Here is a 13,630-nt window from a genome sequence, read left to right as displayed (position 1 = left end):
ATCCCGACGGGCGCGAAGATCTTCAACTGGCTGTTCACCATGTATCGCGGACGCATCCGGTTCGAACTGCCGATGATGTGGACCATCGCCTTCATGCTGACCTTCGTGGTCGGGGGCATGACCGGCGTATTGCTGGCCGTCCCGCCCGCAGACTTCGTGCTGCACAACTCGCTGTTCCTGATCGCGCATTTCCACAATGTGATCATCGGCGGCGTCCTGTTCGGCCTGTTCGCGGCGATCAACTACTGGTGGCCCAAGGCCTTCGGGTTCAAGCTCGACGTCTTCTGGGGCAAGATCAGCTTCTGGTGCTGGGTGGTCGGCTTCTGGATGGCCTTCATGCCGCTCTATATCCTCGGCCTGATGGGGGTGACGCGGCGGATGCGCGTATTCGACGACCCGAGCCTGCAAATCTGGTTCGTGATCGCCGCCGTCGGCGCCGCGGTGATCGCGGTGGGTATCGCGGCGATGCTGATCCAGTTCGGCGTCAGCATCTGGCGGCGCAAGGAACTCGCCGACGAAAGTGGCGATCCGTGGGGCGGCCGCACGCTCGAATGGGCGACCAGTTCGCCGCCGCCCGACTATAATTTCGCCTTCACCCCGGTGATCCATTCGCTCGACGCGTGGCACGACATGAAGAAGCGCGGGCACCAGCGCCCGGTCGCGGACTTTCGCGACATCCACATGCCGAGCAATACGGGCACCGGCTTCATCCTCGCGGCCTTTTGCCTGGCGATGGGGTTCGCGCTGGTCTGGCATATCTGGTGGCTGGTGATCGCCAGTTTCGTCGCGACGATCGCCTATGCGATCTTCCACACCTTCAACTACAAGCGCGATTTCGACATTCCGGCGGCCACCGTCGCGGCGGTCGAGGACGTGCGGACCCGCCACCTCGCGGCCGGAGCCTGATGCGATGAGCGCCAAAACCATCACTGCAGTCGCAGACGAGCCGGTCCAGTTCTACGATCTCGACGAGCACGCGCATCCCGAGGGGCACAGCACGATGCTGGGCTTCTGGATCTATCTGATGAGCGATTGCCTCATCTTCGCGATCCTGTTCGCCTGCTTTGCGGTGCTCGGTGGCAGCTATGCCGCTGGACCGGCGCCGAAGGACCTGTTCGAGCTGCCGCTCGTCGCGCTCAACACCGCGATGCTGCTCTTCTCGTCGATCACTTACGGTTTCGCGGTGCTCCAGATGCAGCAGGGCAAGGTCAAGGGAACGCAGCTCTGGCTCGCGATCACCGGCCTGTTCGGGCTCGCCTTCCTGGGGATCGAGCTTTACGAATTCCACCACCTGATCGAGATCGGCGCGACACCGCAGCGCAGCGCCTTCCTGTCGAGCTTCTTCACGCTCGTCGGCACGCACGGGCTGCACGTCACCTTCGGCACCCTCTGGCTCGTCGTGCTGATGGTCCAGCTCGGCAAGCATGGGCTGATCGCCGCGAACAAGCGCCGCGTGATGTGCCTGTCGATGTTCTGGCACTTCCTCGACGTCGTCTGGATCGGCGTCTTCACCATTGTCTATCTGATGGGAGTGCTGCGATGAGCGCCGACCCGCACCACGCCCATGCGGAGGGCGGTCCTCACGAGATCGAGATGCCGCACGCCTCGATGCGCGATTATCTCATCGGCTTTATCCTGTCGGTGATCCTGACCGCCATCCCCTTCTGGCTGGTGATGGAGCGGCCGCTGTCGGACGGCGCGACCGCGGCGGTGATCATGGCGTTCGCGGCGGTGCAGATCGTCGTCCATATGGTCTTCTTCCTCCATATGTCGCCAAAGGCCGAGGGCGGCTGGTCGATCACCTCGCTGACCTTCACGATCATCATCGTCGTGATCATGCTCGCGGGTTCGCTGTGGGTGATGCACCATCTCAACACCAACATGATGCCGATGCCGCACGATGTGAGCCAGCTTCCTTGAGGCGCGGCTTCGTCGTCGCGGCGCTGATCGCCGTGGCGGCGGGTTTCGCCGCGCTCGGCATCTGGCAGCTCGAACGGCGCGTCTGGAAGCATGAGCTGGTCGCCGCGGTCGATGCGCGCATCCATGCGGCGCCGGTTGCGGCGCCGGGCCCCGATGCGTGGCCGCGGATCGATGCAAAGCGCGACGCCTATCGCCGCGTGACCGCGCGCGGGCATTTCCGCCACGACCGCGAGACGCTGGTGCAGGCGGTAACGGCACGCGGCGCGGGCTATTGGGTGCTGACCCCGCTCGAAACCCTGCACTTCACCCTGCTCGTTAATCGCGGCTTCGTTCCCAAGGAGCGGCGCGATCCGCGCACGCGTGCAGCGGGGAACGCCGCCGGCGGCGTCGCGGTGACCGGCCTGCTGCGGGTCACCGAGCCCGGCGGCGCCTTCCTGCGCGCGAATGATCCGGCGGCGGGTCGCTGGTATTCGCGCGATGTCGCGGCGATTGCGAAGGCACGGGGGCTGGGCCGGACGGCGCCCTATTTCGTCGACGCCGACGCCACGCCCAACCCCGGCGGCTATCCGGTCGGCGGGCTGACCATCGTGCGCTTTCCCGACAATCATATGGTCTATGCGCTGACCTGGTTCGCGCTTTGTGCATTGAGCCTCTTTTTCGCGGGACGGCTGTGGCGTATCCGGGATTGATGACCGAGCCCATGATCCCGCCAGTCGATGCGCCCGCCGAGGCGAATGCCGGGCGGCGGAACATGGCGCTGCTGATCCAGCTCCGCTGGCTCGCGGTGGGGGGGCAGCTTGCGACGATCGGGGTCGTCACCGGCGTTCTGCACATCCATCTGCCGCTCGCGCCGCTGGTGGCGGCGATCGCGGTGCTGATCACGATCAATGTCGCCAGCCTCGCGCTGCTGCGGCGCGGGCGCGCGGTGACCAATGCCGAGCTGACCGCGGCGCTGCTGTTCGACGTCGCGGCGCTCGGCTGGCAGCTTCATCACAGCGGCGGGCTCGCGAACCCCTTCGCCTCGCTCTTCCTGCTCCAGGTCGTGATCGGCGCGATCCTGCTGACGCCGGCCTCGTCGTGGGCGATCGTCGTCGCGGCGCTCGCGGCGATCGGGGTGCTCGCGGTCGAGCCGACCCCGCTGATCCTGCCGCCGCCCTATGCCGCCGATCCGATGGCGCTCTATCTCAAGGGCAGCCTCGTCTGCTTCCTGCTGATCGCGGTGCTGCTCGTCGCCTTCGTCACCCGGATCAGCCGCAATCTGCGCGACCGCGACGCCGCGCTCGCCGCGAGCCGCCAGCGCGCGGCGGAGGAGGATCATATCGTCCGCATGGGGCTGCTCGCCTCGGGCGCGGCGCACGAACTGGGGACGCCGCTGTCGACCCTGTCGGTGCTGATCGGCGACTGGAAGAGCGCGCCGGACCTCGCAAAGGCGGAGCTTCAGGACGATCTTGCCGACATGGACGCGGCGGTGCGGCGCTGCAAGGCGATCGTCAGCGGCATCCTGATGTCGGCGGGGGAGGCGCGCGGGATCGCGCCCGAAATGACGACGATGCGGACCTTCCTCGGCGATATCGTCGCCGACCACGCGGCCCGCTTCGCCGGGCATATCGACCTCAGCGACCGCTTCGGCGCCGACGTCGCCATCGTCTCCGACCCGGCGCTGCGGCAGGTGATCGGCAATGTCATCGACAATGCCGCCGAAGTGTCGCCCGACTGGATCGGCATCACCGCCTCGCGCGACGGCGAGACCGTAGTGATCGAGATCGCCGATCATGGTCCGGGTTTCGCCGAAGCGATGCTCGACGGGTTCGGCCAGCCCTATCGCTCGACCAAGGGGCGGCCCGGCGGCGGGCTCGGGCTCTTCCTGCTCGTCAACGTGCTGCGCAAGCTCGGCGGCTGGGCGAGCGCCGAGAATCGCGATGCCGGCGGTGCGGTGGTGCGGATCATGCTGCCGCTCGCGGCGGTCGCGGCCCGCGAAAGCGAGGGTGCATGAACGACCGGCGGCAATTGCTGATCGTCGAGGACGACGACGTCTTCGCGCGGACGCTCAAGCGGTCGTTCGAGCGCCGCGGCTATGAGGTGCGCGTCGCGGCAAGCCCCGACGAAGCCGAAGCGCTGCTGGCCGGGTGGCGGCCGGGCTTCGCGGTGGTCGATTTGAAGCTCGGCAATGCCTCGGGGCTCGCCTCGGTCCAGACGCTGCGCGCCGCCGATCCGGCGATGCGGATCGTCGTGCTCACCGGCTTCGCGAGCATCGCGACGGCGGTCGAGGCGATCAAATTGGGCGCGTCATATTATCTCGCCAAGCCGTCGAACACCGACGATATCGAGGCAGCGTTCGATCGGTCGGAGGGGAATGTCGATGCGCCGCTCGACGCGCGGCCGTCGTCGATCAAGACCGTCGAGTGGGAGCATATCCACCAGACGCTGGTCGAGACCAATTTCAACATTTCGGAGGCCGCGCGGCGGCTGGGGATGCACCGGCGGACGCTCGCGCGGAAGCTCGAAAAGCGGCAGGTGAAATGATGCGCAGGCTCGCGCGCTTCGACCTCAACCTGCTCCAGGTGTTCGACGCGATCCACGCCAAGGGCGGCGTGTCGGCGGCGGCGCGCCACCTCAACCTGTCGCAACCGGCGATCAGCCACGCGCTCGCGAAGCTGCGCGATGCGTTCGGCGATCCGCTGTTCGTGCGGCAGGGCAATCGGCTGGTGCCGACGTCCGCCGCGCGCGCGATCGCCGGGCCGGTGCGCGAGGCGCTGCGCGGGCTCGACGCCGCGCTCGACGCCGCGACCGCCTTCGACCCGGCCGAGACGGCGCGCGAGTTCCGCATCGGCGTGCGCCTGTCGGGCGAGATGCCGCGTTTCTCCGCGCTCGCGCTCCGCGTGCGGAGCGAGGCGCCGCGCGCGATGCTGGCGAGCGTCACCTTTCGCCGCCGCGACCTGGTGGTGGCGCTCGCGAACGGCGACCTCGACCTCGCGCTCGATGTCGCCTTGCCTTCCGACGACCGGCTCTGCCGCCATTATCTCGGCACCGAGCCGCCCGTCATCGTGGCGCGCAAGGGGCATCCGCGCATCGATGGCGCGATCGATCTCGATACCTATCTGGCGCTCGACCATATCGTCGCCACCGCGCGCCCGCACGGGCCGGGAATGGAGGATATGGCGCTCGACCGCCTGGGGCTCGCGCGCCGCGTCGCGGTGCGGTGCCAGCACGCGATCACGGCGTGGCAGATCGTCGCCGCGTCCGATATGCTCTTTTCGCTGCCGCGCTCGCACGCCGAGGTTCTGGACGCGATGTGGCCGATGCAGCTCGTCGACATGCCGCTGCCGGTCGAGCAGGGGGGCAGTTATCTCTATTGGCACCAGGCGGCCGACGCCGATCCCGGCCTGCGCTGGCTGCGCGGGATCATCGCGGATGAGTTGGGGAAGTCCGAATAAGTCTCCTTACATCGTCATCCCGGCGAAGGCCGGGATCTCGACCTTGCTTTGCAATGCACCGGCGAGATCCCGGCCTTCGCCGGGATGACGGAAGGGTATTATGAAGGCGAATATCAGCTATTCGAACCTATCATTTCTATCGATGGATGATCATCGCTAGCGTCGCCGCAAATCACAGCGGAGACCCCTATGACCGAGATCGAACTCGAAGCCGAACTCAACGACCTGCGCATGTCGAAGGAAGCGCAGCCGCTCTTCGACGCGGTGAAGCGCCATATCGCCGAGAATGTCGATCCGATCACCGAAGAATTCTTCCGGCTCGGCGAGGGCCGCGCCGATCGCTGGAGCTGGGCGCCGGGTCAGCTCGACCTGCTCGAAGGCGCGAAGAACAAGGCGAAGGCCGCGGGTCTGTGGAATTTCTTCCTGCCGCACGGAGACACCGGGACGCCGCTCACCAATCTCGACTATGCCTATATCGCCGCCGAGCTCGGCAAGTCGCCGCTTGCGTCGGAATCGCTGAACTGCTCGGCGCCCGACACCGGCAATATGGAAGTGCTCGAAATGGTCGGCACGCCCGCACAGAAGGAGCAATGGCTGAAGCCGCTACTCAACGGCGAAATCCGCTCGGCCTATGTGATGACCGAACCCGGCGTCGCCTCGTCGGACGCCAGCAACCTCGAAACCAGCGCAGTGCTCGACGGCGACGAATGGGTCATCAACGGTGAGAAATATTTCATCAGCGGCGCCGGCGATCCGCGCTGCAAGATCCTGATCTGCATGCTGAGGACCAATCCCGAAGCCGCGCGCAAGGGGCAGCATTCGCAGATCCTCGTGCCGATGGATACGCCGGGCGTGCAGGTGCTCGGCCCGATGCGCGTGTTCGGCGCCGACCATGCGCCGCAGGGCCATATGCACATGCGCTTCGACAATGTCCGCGTGCCGCGCGAGAATATCCTGCTCGGCGAGGGCCGGGGGTTCGAGATTTCGCAGATGCGCCTCGGCCCGGGCCGCATCCATCATTGCATGCGCACGATCGGCAAGGCCGAACTGGCGCTCGACCTGATGGTCAAGCGCGGCAATTCGCGCACCGCCTTCGGGCGGCCGCTGTCGCAGCTCGGCAAGAATCTCGAGGTCATCGCGCGGGCGCGCTGCGATATCGAGGCGCTGCGGCTGATCGTGCTCAAGGCGGCAAAGGCGATGGACCTGCTCGGCAACCGCCAGGCGCGGGTCTGGGTGAGCATGGCGAAGGCGATGGTGCCCGAACGCGTGTGCCAGATCATCGACCAGGCGATCCAGATTCACGGCGCGACCGGCATCTCGCACTGGACGCCGCTGGCCGACCTCTATGCCGACGTGCGCCACCTGCGCTTCGCCGATGGCCCCGACGAGGTTCATTATATGGTGGTGGGCCGCGAGGAACTGGGGCGGCATTAAGACCCGTCATTGCGAGGAGCGAAGCGACGAAGCAATCCCCAGCTATCGGCTCAGGGCTGCGCGCTGGAGATTGCTTCGCTTCGCTCGCAATGATGATAGGGGCGCTTGGGCCCTTCGCAGGGTCGCAGAGCGTCAAAAACTCTTGGGCAGTTTCAGCACATGCGTTGCGACATGGCTCAATATCAGGTTCGTGCTGATCGGCGCGACCTGATAGAGCCGCGTTTCGCGAAACTTGCGTTCGATGTCATATTCCTCGGCGAAACCGAAGCCGCCGTGGGTCTGGATGCACATGTCGGCGGCATACCAGCTCGCTTCCGACGCCAGCATCTTCGCCATGTTCGCTTCGGTGCCGCACGGCTCGCCCGCCTCGAACATCGCCGCCGCCTGATCGACCATCGCCGCCGCCGCCGATAGCTGGACATGCGCGCGCGCGATCGGGAACTGGATTCCCTGATTTTCGCCGATCGGCCGCCCGAACACTTCGCGCCCCGAAGCATAGGCCGACGCGCGGTCGATGAAGAAACGCCCGTCGCCGATGCATTCGCTCGCGATCAGGATGCGCTCGGCATTCATGCCGTCGAGGATATATTTGAAGCCCTTGCCTTCCTCGCCGATCAGGTTCGCGGCGGGGACGCGGAGGTCGTCGAAGAAGAGTTCGGTCGTCGCATGGTTGAGCATCGTGCGCACCGGGCGGATCGTCAGGCCATTGCCGACCGCTTCGCGCATGTCGACGAGCAGCACGCTCATTCCGTCGGACGATTTGGCGACCTGATCGCGCGGGGTGGTGCGGACGAGCAGCACCATCAGGTCGCTGTGCTCGGCGCGGCTGATCCAGATCTTCTGCCCGCTGACGACATAATCGTCACCTTCGCGGCGCGCGAAGGTCTTGATCCGCGTCGTGTCGGTGCCGCTCGTCGGCTCGGTGATCCCGAAGGCCTGGAGGCGCAGCTCGCCGCTGGCGATGCCGGGCAGATAGCGCTGCTTCTGCTCGGCCGATCCATGCTTCAGGATCGTGCCCATCGTGTACATCTGTGCGTGACAGGCGCCGCCATTGCAGCCCGAACGGTGGATTTCCTCGAGGATCGCGGTCGCCGCCGACAGGCCGAGCCCCGCGCCGCCAAACTCCTCGGGCACGAGGACCGAGAGGAAACCCGAGCTGGTCAGCGTGCGGACGAATTCGGTTGGATAGATGCGGTCGCGGTCGAGCGCCTGCCAATAGGAGCCGGGAAAGTCGGCGCACAGCCGGCGGACGGATTCGCGGATTTCGGGATGGGAGGCTTCGGGCATCGCTGGCTTTCCGGTTTCGATCTGAGACCCGCTGCCCATAGCGCAGATGCCGCCGCCTGCAATCGGCAAACGCTTTGGGCCGGGAGCCGGCGGTGTCTCAGGAGGTCAGCGACCGACTCAGCTTTTCCGCCCGCGCGCGCAAAATCTCGTCCTTTGTCTTCGCAAGCGCGGGGGCAGCCTTGTCGAGCAGCCGCCGCGCCCCGGCCTTGTCATGATCGCCGACGGCGACCTCGGCCAGCGCGACATCGACGGTGGCGTCGAAATCGGGATTGCCGAGAAGCTGCGCGGTCTTTTCGCGGTCGACCGCGGCCAGCATCGGTCCGGCTTCGGTGAAGCGCTGGTTGGCGATCAGGCATTCGGCGGTGAAATAGCGGATCGCGTGCGTAAGCGGATAATCGGCGCCGAACGCCGAAAGGCTGGTTTCGAGCGCCTCGCGCGCGAGACCCAGCGCTTTCGCCCGCTGCGGCGTCTGGCAGAGCGCCGAGGCATAGTCGATCTGCCCGGCCAGCGCCTGATGCGAATGCTCACCGGCCTGCGCGGCCGCGCCTTTCCAGACCTTCTCCGCCTCGACTGCCGCCTCGGCATAGCGGCCGAGGGCGGCGAAACTCTCGAAACGGGTCGACCGCAGGCCGAGGGTGAAGCGATGGTCGGGACCGAATCTTTTCTCCATCGCCGCGAGCAGTGGCGTGCTGCCGTCCAGCGCTTCCTTGTAGCGCCCGGTCATCGACAGGCTGTTGAGCCAGTGCTGGCGGGTGACGAGCGTGTCGGGATGGTCGGCGCCGCGGATGCGCGTCGAATCGGCGACGATCGCGCGCGCGATCGGTTCGGCCTTGTCGGCCTGTCCGAGCCGCATCAGCGTCAGTACCAGCGACGATCGCGCCTTCAGCAATTGCCCCGGCGGAACGTCGCTTCCGCTCGCTTCGCCGATCGCCACCGCGCGGCGAAACGCGGGCTCGGCCCGTTCGATGTCGGCGAAATAATCATAGGCGCCTTCGGCGCGCGCGAGGGCGAAGCCCATGCGGCCGGACTCGCCGCGCTTGCCGAGCCGCGCGCGTTCCTTCTCCAGCAGGCGGCCCGCCTCTTCGAGCCGGTCGGGCTGGCCCGACGTCGCCTCCATATTGACGCGGTCGAGGCGGCCGGTGATGGCGTCGTCGCTTTCGGTCTCGCCCGCCTTCGCGAACAGCGCGTCGGCGCGCGCATATTCGGCGCGCGCGGTGTCGGGGTCGGAACGCTGGTGAAAGGCGCGCGCGATGGCGAGGTGCAGCCGCGCGGCGATCCCCGGATTGGCCGCGAAACGCTGGTCGATCTGCCCGCTCGCGCGCTTGATCGCGTCGACGACGGTTTCGTCGGCACTCGATTTGGCGGGGTCGGGGCTGCCGAGCACATCCTCGGCGATGAAAGCATAGCTGGTCTCGGTCAGTTCGCGCGCGGCGAGTGCGGCGCCCCGCTGATGCCAGGCATAGGCCGCGAGTGCCGAGGTCGCGAGCAGCCCGGCGGTCAGGCTTGCGAAAGCGGCGCGGACCCACGGCCGCTGCGCCGCGCGGCGCTCCTCGCGGCGCTGCTGGTCGGCCAGGAAAGCGGCGCGCTCGGCGGCCTCGGCGGCCTGGGCGCGGCGGTCGTCCAGCCGCTCGATCCGCTCGGCAAGATCGGTGGCGCTATCCAGCCGGTCGCCCGGCGTCAGTGCGGCCGCGCGTGCGATGTCGCCCTGCAGCAGCGGGTCGGCGACCCGCTCCTCCCAGCCCGGCGCGAGCGCCGCGGTGAAATCGCCGACGACGAGCTGATAGAGGATCAGCCCGAGCGCATAAATGTCGCTTTTCACCGTCGGCACCGCGTCGCCGATCAATTCGGGCGCGCGATAGGCGAGCGTGCCCGACCGCGGCTCGTCCTTGCCGAGATCGGTGTCGAGCGAGCCCGGATTGGTGATCTGAAAGCTCGCGAGCAGTGCATCGTCGATCAGCCGCCCGCTGCCGAAATCGACGAGGCGCAGCACCCGGCCGCTCTCGCCGTCGTCGATCAGCATGTTGGCGGGCTTCAGGTCCTTGTGAAGAACGCCGACGCTGTGGATGCCCGCGACCGCGCGCGCCGCCATCGCCGCGACCGCCAGCCGCTCGGCGAGCGGGATGGCCGACAGGCCGCCCTCGGCCCAGGCGAGCAGATCGCGCCCGCCCCAGGCATATTCGAGAAAGAAGGGCGCCGCGTCGAAATTCCATTCGTGCAGCGCGGGAAGCGGCGATGTCTTGCCGAGCCCGGCCGACACCAGGCGCGACAGCGCCGCCTCACGCTTCAGCGCGCGCAGCCGGTCGGGCGCGTCGGCAAATTTGAACACCCGCTGCTCGCCCGTCTTGGCCTGGCGTGCGAGCCAGACGTCCGCGGCGCCGGTGTCACCCAGCGGCCGTTCGAGTTGCCAGGCCTTGCGTCCGGGAACACTGTCCCCGGCGGTGAAGGCGAAACGCGGCGCGAGCGGCGTGTCGACGCTCTCGACCTCGACCGGCGCGGTCAGGCGATAGCCGACGCGCGGCACGGTGGCGACGATGTCCGAACCCGACGCGCCGAGCGCCTTGCGCAGCTTCGAAATGGCGGTCGCGAGCGAGCCTTCGACCACGGTCACGCCGGGCCACACCGCGTCGAGAATCTCGTCCTTGGTGACGACTTCGCCCGCGCGCAGCAGCAGTTCGTGCAGCACCTCGAGCGGCTTGCCCTCGAGCGCGACGGGGGCGCCGCCGATGCGCAGCGTCCAGCTTGCTTCGTCGAACTCGGCGTTCGCAAAATGCCACAGCCGCCGCCGCCGCCGCGACGAATGAGTAGATGACATGATTTTGCGACCCCCTGCTACGCCCGCTTTTCTCAAGCTTTAGAAATTCTTGATAGTGGCATCAAGACTTTGCCGTTGCCGCGGATATAGGTAGCCGGAAGGTCGGGCTGCGGAAGGCCGGGCAGCGGATGCACCGTGCGCCGTGATCGGGTGAGCCGTCGCGATCCATCGCTTTTGAATTGGGGGAACATCATGCGTTTTGTCCTTGCCCTGATATCGCTTGCGGCCTGCTCGACGCAGGCCACCGTCCATGCCCAGACCGCGCCCAAGCCTTGGCCGCGCGAGGTGCAGGCGGTCTATGACCAGCTCAAGCAGGATTGCCGCGCCGAGGGTGGCAGGTTCGTTTCCGATCGCGCGGGTTTCGCGACCCAGGTCGAGGTGACGAACGACGGCAAGCCCGACTGGGTGGTCGAATATGCCGCGACCCGCTGCACGACGTCGGGCTATTCGGCGTGGTGCGGAACCGCGGGCTGCGTGATCGGCATTCTCGGATCGACCAGGAACGGCCTGCGCGAAATTTTCAACGACAATGTCCGCGGCTGGGACATCATATCCGTCGATGCGAAGCGCAAGGGGCTGATGCTGCTGACCCACGGCAGCGTCTGCGGCGGATATGGCGCGGAGATCTGCGGGCAGACTTTAGTGTGGAACGGCCAGAAATGGGTGCAGACCGGAATGCAGCGGAACGTCGATCCGTCGAAGATGAAGGGCGGCGACGGTGCTGGCGAGGAAGAGAATTTTACCCCGCCGCCCCAGCACACCGCGCGGTGGCAGTTCGCGGGGACCGGACCGAATGCGATCGCCGCGGTGACCGGACATCCCGAGTTCGCGGCGATCGGTATCCGCTGTCAGCCCGGCGGCGGTCTCTATATGACCGTCGTGCCGAAGGCCGGCGTTCCGCTTCCGGCGGCCGGGCATCCGCTGCTGCTTTCGTTCCGAAGCTCGATGGAGGATCGCGAAGGAACGCAGGCGCTCGTGCAGGAGCCGGGGAAGGGCGATTTCAGCGGGACGATCGACCCGGTCGTCGAAAGCCTGCTCAGCGGCCGCGATACCGACCTGTCGCTGATCGCGAGCAGCGACGGTGGCGATGAATGGAAGGATCTGAGCTATGTGTCGCTCGGTGGTTCGACTGCGGCGATCCGTGCGCTCGTTCCGCAATGCGCTTCCGCCGCGGGCGCGGCATCGGGCGCGCAGGCGGCGGGGCAAAAGCCCGTTGCGCCGCTCGGCATCGTATCGGGCTATTATGTGAACGAGACCGAGCCTTGCGCGAACCCCGGCTTCGAGGCGCTCTATTACGACGGCAAGCGCCTCGGCCTGATGCGCGGCGGCGGTGCGCCGGGTAGCCTCGAGGAGAATTTCGTCGGCCCGCTCGGCAAGGTCGAGAAATCGCGCGGTTCCTTCTTCCTTCCCGAATGGGAGATGGAGGTGAAAGTCCTGTCGCCGACGCGCATTCAGCTCACCATCCAGGACACCGGCCCGCCGATGCGCTGGTGCCCGGCGGAGCAGCTCGGCGCGAAGTGGCGGCTGCGCTGACCAGCCACCGGAGCAGGGGAACTTCCGGCACCGGGGCGCGTTTCTCGATCATCTAAACAGGATGATGCGATGGCCAAATCGCCCGACGCGCGGGCGAGGGTGAGGTCGCGCGCCAATAGGGAGAATAGGCATGTTCAGATGGGCTATTATTTTCGCGGTCGTCGCGCTCATTGCCGCGCTGCTCGGCTTCGGCGGCATTGCGGGCATTTCCGCCGAGTTCGCGAAAATCCTGTTGATCATCGGTGTCATACTGTTCGTGGTCGCTTTCCTCTTCGGACGCGGCGGGCGGACCACGCTGCCCTGACGGAGCGTTCGCAAAGCGAATTGATTGGCCCGGTCGTCTGTCAGGCGGCCGGGCTTTTTCCTGACATCGCCAGCATCGTCATTGCGAGCGAAGCGAAGCAATCCAGGGCGTGCGTAAACCGCCCTGGATTGCTTCGCTTCGCTCGCAATGACGTCCGGATTTAATGCGCCGATAGGGGACGGAGCTTGGCGGACGTTATATGCCAGCGGAGCTGGCTCGCGCTCGCTCCGTCGACATTGTTGACGCGGCGCAGCACATACTCTCCGCCGAAACGCTGCGACGCGCCGGTGTCGAGCGTCGCTTCGACGGTGACGGGAACCGTCAGATAGATCGAGCCGGCAGCGCCCTCGGCATCCCCGACCGCGCCGATCGTGACGCGCGTCGAGCGGGTGTGGGCAAAGCCGGCGCGAAAGCCCTCCGGCGTCTGCTTCGGCGGGCCGTTTTCGCCCCATTGCAGCCACGCGGTGTCGTAATCCCCGGCAGCGAGCGCCGAATAATAGAGCTTCACCACCGCGATCGCCGCCGCCTTGCTGTCGGGCGCGGGGCGGCAATCCGCGGGCAGCGCGCCATCCTTGCCGAGCAGCGCGCAGCTTCGCGCAATCTCATTCTCGATCATCGCGCAGCTATTGGCGGCGTTGCAGGGCGGGTGCGTCGCGGGCGACAGGTTGCGGCAGACCGCGGCGCGGCGATCGGCGGCCTGCTGGCCGATTTCCGCCGCGCAGGATCGCGGCTCGGCGGGCGCGGCTGCGGGTGCGGTCGTGGCCGGCGTGCCGGATGCAGTCTCGACGGCGGCTTTTGCCGGCGGCGCGTCGGCGGCGGATTGGCCGGACGGCGCCGCCTGCTGTTCGCCCCCACCATTGCAGGCCGCGATTAGCAGTATCAGGGGCGACAGCAGGCCCACGTGGT

Annotated in this window: 13 protein-coding genes; 10 read left to right on the top strand and 3 right to left on the bottom strand. The window is 67.1% G+C overall.

Annotated elements, in window-relative coordinates; translation table 11 throughout:
* The 8 genes from VHO04_RS06600 to VHO04_RS06565 all read left to right on the top strand — a co-directional run.
* The coding region (locus tag VHO04_RS06600; RefSeq protein WP_329627576.1) for a cbb3-type cytochrome c oxidase subunit I at positions 1-906 on the top strand (906 nt) is incomplete at its 5' end.
* 4 nt (positions 907-910) lie between these two features.
* A complete protein-coding gene (gene cyoC, locus VHO04_RS06595) occupies positions 911-1,543 on the top strand; it encodes a cytochrome o ubiquinol oxidase subunit III (RefSeq protein WP_329627575.1) in 633 nt (210 codons plus the stop codon).
* The gene (gene cyoD / locus VHO04_RS06590) at positions 1,540-1,920 is read left to right on the top strand and encodes a cytochrome o ubiquinol oxidase subunit IV (protein ID WP_329627574.1); all 381 of its coding nucleotides are present in this window, start codon (positions 1,540-1,542) and stop codon (positions 1,918-1,920) included. Before cyoC ends, cyoD begins: the two co-directional genes overlap by 4 nt.
* Positions 1,917-2,609, top strand: coding sequence for an SURF1 family protein (locus tag VHO04_RS06585; protein ID WP_329627573.1), 693 nt, complete (start codon positions 1,917-1,919; stop codon positions 2,607-2,609). The genes cyoD and VHO04_RS06585 overlap by 4 nt, the downstream gene beginning before the upstream one ends.
* On the top strand, positions 2,609-3,913 hold the full coding sequence (locus VHO04_RS06580) for an ATP-binding protein (protein WP_329627572.1): 1,305 nt from the start codon (positions 2,609-2,611) through the stop codon (positions 3,911-3,913). The genes VHO04_RS06585 and VHO04_RS06580 overlap by 1 nt, the downstream gene beginning before the upstream one ends.
* Positions 3,910-4,443, top strand: a complete 534-nt coding sequence (locus VHO04_RS06575; protein ID WP_329627571.1) for a response regulator transcription factor — start codon at positions 3,910-3,912, stop codon at positions 4,441-4,443. The genes VHO04_RS06580 and VHO04_RS06575 overlap by 4 nt, the downstream gene beginning before the upstream one ends.
* The gene (locus tag VHO04_RS06570; protein ID WP_329627570.1) at positions 4,440-5,354 is read left to right on the top strand and encodes a LysR family transcriptional regulator; all 915 of its coding nucleotides are present in this window, start codon (positions 4,440-4,442) and stop codon (positions 5,352-5,354) included. Before VHO04_RS06575 ends, VHO04_RS06570 begins: the two co-directional genes overlap by 4 nt.
* Positions 5,355-5,543: 189 nt before the next feature.
* The gene (locus VHO04_RS06565) at positions 5,544-6,788 is read left to right on the top strand and encodes an acyl-CoA dehydrogenase family protein (RefSeq protein ID WP_257550832.1); all 1,245 of its coding nucleotides are present in this window, start codon (positions 5,544-5,546) and stop codon (positions 6,786-6,788) included.
* A 132-nt stretch (positions 6,789-6,920) separates the two neighbouring features.
* Here the strand turns inward: VHO04_RS06565 and VHO04_RS06560 are convergent, their stop codons facing one another.
* Both VHO04_RS06560 and VHO04_RS06555 read right to left on the bottom strand, forming a co-directional pair.
* Complete coding sequence (locus VHO04_RS06560; protein ID WP_329627569.1) at positions 6,921-8,075, bottom strand: acyl-CoA dehydrogenase family protein; 1,155 nt, start codon at positions 8,073-8,075, stop codon at positions 6,921-6,923.
* A gap of 97 nt (positions 8,076-8,172) precedes the next feature.
* Positions 8,173-10,887 (bottom strand): protein kinase domain-containing protein, encoded by a 2,715-nt coding sequence (locus VHO04_RS06555; protein WP_329627568.1) that lies wholly within the window; start codon positions 10,885-10,887, stop codon positions 8,173-8,175.
* A 192-nt stretch (positions 10,888-11,079) separates the two neighbouring features.
* Between VHO04_RS06555 and VHO04_RS06550 the strand changes: the two genes are divergently transcribed.
* Together VHO04_RS06550 and VHO04_RS06545 are read left to right on the top strand one after the other, a co-directional pair.
* Complete coding sequence (locus tag VHO04_RS06550; RefSeq protein ID WP_329627567.1) at positions 11,080-12,420, top strand: hypothetical protein; 1,341 nt, start codon at positions 11,080-11,082, stop codon at positions 12,418-12,420.
* Positions 12,421-12,550: 130 nt separating this feature from the next.
* On the top strand, positions 12,551-12,724 hold the full coding sequence (locus tag VHO04_RS06545) for a DUF1328 domain-containing protein (protein ID WP_329627566.1): 174 nt from the start codon (positions 12,551-12,553) through the stop codon (positions 12,722-12,724).
* Positions 12,725-12,884: 160 nt separating this feature from the next.
* Here the strand turns inward: VHO04_RS06545 and VHO04_RS06540 are convergent, their stop codons facing one another.
* Positions 12,885-13,625: a hypothetical protein gene (locus VHO04_RS06540; protein ID WP_329627565.1), complete on the bottom strand. Its 741-nt coding sequence runs from the start codon at positions 13,623-13,625 to the stop codon at positions 12,885-12,887.
* Between the last annotated feature and the right edge of the window lie 5 nt (positions 13,626-13,630).

It is taken from the genome of Sphingopyxis sp. (assembly GCF_036261875.1).
GTDB lineage: Bacteria > Pseudomonadota > Alphaproteobacteria > Sphingomonadales > Sphingomonadaceae > Sphingopyxis.
This window is presented reverse-complemented; position numbering and strand designations above follow the sequence as displayed.

What these genes read in the sequence shown, in the direction of transcription:
- VHO04_RS06555 (WP_329627568.1), bottom strand. Translation starts at nt 10,887, where the DNA reads ATGTCATCTACTCATTCGTCGCGGCGGCGGCGGCGGCTGTGGCATTTT.
- cyoC (WP_329627575.1), top strand. Translation starts at nt 911, where the DNA reads ATGAGCGCCAAAACCATCACTGCAGTCGCAGACGAGCCGGTCCAGTTC.
- VHO04_RS06580 (WP_329627572.1), top strand. Translation starts at nt 2,609, where the DNA reads ATGACCGAGCCCATGATCCCGCCAGTCGATGCGCCCGCCGAGGCGAAT.
- VHO04_RS06550 (WP_329627567.1), top strand. Translation starts at nt 11,080, where the DNA reads ATGCGTTTTGTCCTTGCCCTGATATCGCTTGCGGCCTGCTCGACGCAG.
- VHO04_RS06565 (WP_257550832.1), top strand. Translation starts at nt 5,544, where the DNA reads ATGACCGAGATCGAACTCGAAGCCGAACTCAACGACCTGCGCATGTCG.
- cyoD (WP_329627574.1), top strand. Translation starts at nt 1,540, where the DNA reads ATGAGCGCCGACCCGCACCACGCCCATGCGGAGGGCGGTCCTCACGAG.
- VHO04_RS06545 (WP_329627566.1), top strand. Translation starts at nt 12,551, where the DNA reads ATGTTCAGATGGGCTATTATTTTCGCGGTCGTCGCGCTCATTGCCGCG.
- VHO04_RS06575 (WP_329627571.1), top strand. Translation starts at nt 3,910, where the DNA reads ATGAACGACCGGCGGCAATTGCTGATCGTCGAGGACGACGACGTCTTC.
- VHO04_RS06560 (WP_329627569.1), bottom strand. Translation starts at nt 8,075, where the DNA reads ATGCCCGAAGCCTCCCATCCCGAAATCCGCGAATCCGTCCGCCGGCTG.
- VHO04_RS06570 (WP_329627570.1), top strand. Translation starts at nt 4,440, where the DNA reads ATGATGCGCAGGCTCGCGCGCTTCGACCTCAACCTGCTCCAGGTGTTC.